We start from the raw sequence: 1,675 nt of genomic DNA on the forward strand, positions 1-1,675 counted from the left end.
GAACGTATCATCGCGCTTTCCTCCAAGAAGTCCGAACGCATCAGCGCCGACCGGCAGGTGCGCCAGGCCGAGATCCTTGCCAAGCAGCAGGTCGAAAAGAGCGACGTCGAGCGCGAGCAGGTGATGGAAGCCGCACGGCTGGAGCGGCGGCGCGCGATCGAGCAGTTGGAGATCGCCCGCGTCCAGGCGCTGCAGGAGGCCGAAATCGCCTCACGCGAGGAAATCGAACGCTCCCGCATTGCCTCCGACCGCGGCCTCGACGAAGCGCGCGTGTCGCGCGAGCGGGATCTGCGCAAGCTTGAGGTCGATCGTGAGAAGGTGGTCGAGACCGCGCTGATGGAAAAGGCCATCGCGCTCTACCAGAAATCTCTCGAACATTCGGCGGCGCAGGCCGAGGCGGAAAACGCCAAGGCGCACGCTTCCGAAGCCCAGGAAAAGGCCATCACGGTGCGCGACAGCGAGATCGCGCGACGCCGCAAGACCATCGAGGTGATGATCGCCGAGAAGGAAGCCGAGGAGACCCGGATAGCGTCGGAAGCCCAGCGCATCCGCTCCGCCGTCGAAGCCGAAGCGCAGCGGCTCATCAACGAGGCCGAGAACGTGCTCACCGACAGCGCGCGCCAATCGCTGTTCAAGCGCAAGCTGCTCGAGCACGTCGAGGGCATCGTGCGCGAGAGCGTCAAGCCGATGGAGAAGATCGAGGGCATCCGCATCCTCCATGTCGACGGCCTCAATGGCTCCGGCTCGGGCGGCGGCAGCGGGCGCAACGCCACCGACGAGGTGATCGATTCGGCGCTGCGCTACCGCGTGCAGGCGCCGTTGATCGACTCGGTCCTGTCCGAAATCGGCATCGAGGGCGGCAGCCTTTCGAAGATGCAGGGCCTGATCCGCGAGGCCCGTGACCTCCAGGGCATCAGGGACTCCACGTCGAAGCGGGCCCCTGACGCCTCACCGCCGTCGGGCGGTACAGCGCCGGACACGCCCGCCGGCGGCAGTTCGTCGCGCAAGAAATCCTGAGGCAGATCATGGCGCGAGTTTATGTTTCCAGCGTGATCAACGGCCGCTCCGACCGGGTGTGGGCGCGGGTGCGTGACTTCAATGGCCTGCCGAACTGGCATCCCGCAATCGGCGAAAGCCGTATCGAAGGCGGCGAGCCCGCCGACAAGATCGGCTGCGTGCGGGATTTCCGCTTGCGCAATGGCGACCGCATTCGCGAGAAGCTGCTCGGCCTCTCCGACTACGAGATGTTCTGCACCTATTCGATCCTGGAATCGCCGATGGGCGTGGAGAACTACGTCGCTACTCTGCGGCTGACGCCGGTGACCGACGGCGACTCGACCTTCGTGGAATGGACCGCGGAATTCGATTGCGCGCCGGATCGCGAAGCCGAGCTGATCGCCAGCATCGGCGGCGGCGTGTTCCAGGGCGGCTTCGACGCGCTCAAGCGTGCGTTCGGAGGCTGAAACATGCCGCGAATCGTCAAAAGCACTGTCATCAACGCGCCGACCGACCGCGTCTGGAACGTGCTGCGCGATTTCAACGGCCACGACCGCTGGCACCCTGCCGTCGCCACCAGCACGATCGAGCGCAGCCAACCCTCCGACAAGATCGGCTGCGTCCGTCGTTTCAAGCTCGCCGATGGCGGCGAATTGCGCGAGCAATTGCTGGCACTGTC

General features: G+C 65.5%; 3 protein-coding genes. All 3 read left to right on the top strand.

The genetic code is table 11. The features are described from left to right. A partial coding sequence (locus WB528_RS19220; protein ID WP_423889979.1) for a flotillin domain-containing protein occupies nucleotides 1-1,017 on the top strand: 1,017 nt, incomplete at its 5' end. Nucleotides 1,018-1,025: 8 nt separating this feature from the next. Continuing rightward, a complete protein-coding gene (locus WB528_RS19225; protein WP_423889980.1) occupies nucleotides 1,026-1,463 on the top strand; it encodes an SRPBCC family protein in 438 nt (145 codons plus the stop codon). A gap of 3 nt (nucleotides 1,464-1,466) precedes the next feature. Further along, the coding region (locus WB528_RS19230) for an SRPBCC family protein (RefSeq protein ID WP_423889981.1) at nucleotides 1,467-1,675 on the top strand (209 nt) is incomplete at its 3' end.

Origin of the sequence: Bradyrhizobium sp. (genome assembly GCF_049586575.1) — a bacterium.
Lineage (GTDB): Bacteria > Pseudomonadota > Alphaproteobacteria > Rhizobiales > Xanthobacteraceae > Bradyrhizobium.

What these genes read in the sequence shown, in the direction of transcription:
- WB528_RS19225 (WP_423889980.1), top strand. Translation starts at nt 1,026, where the DNA reads ATGGCGCGAGTTTATGTTTCCAGCGTGATCAACGGCCGCTCCGACCGG.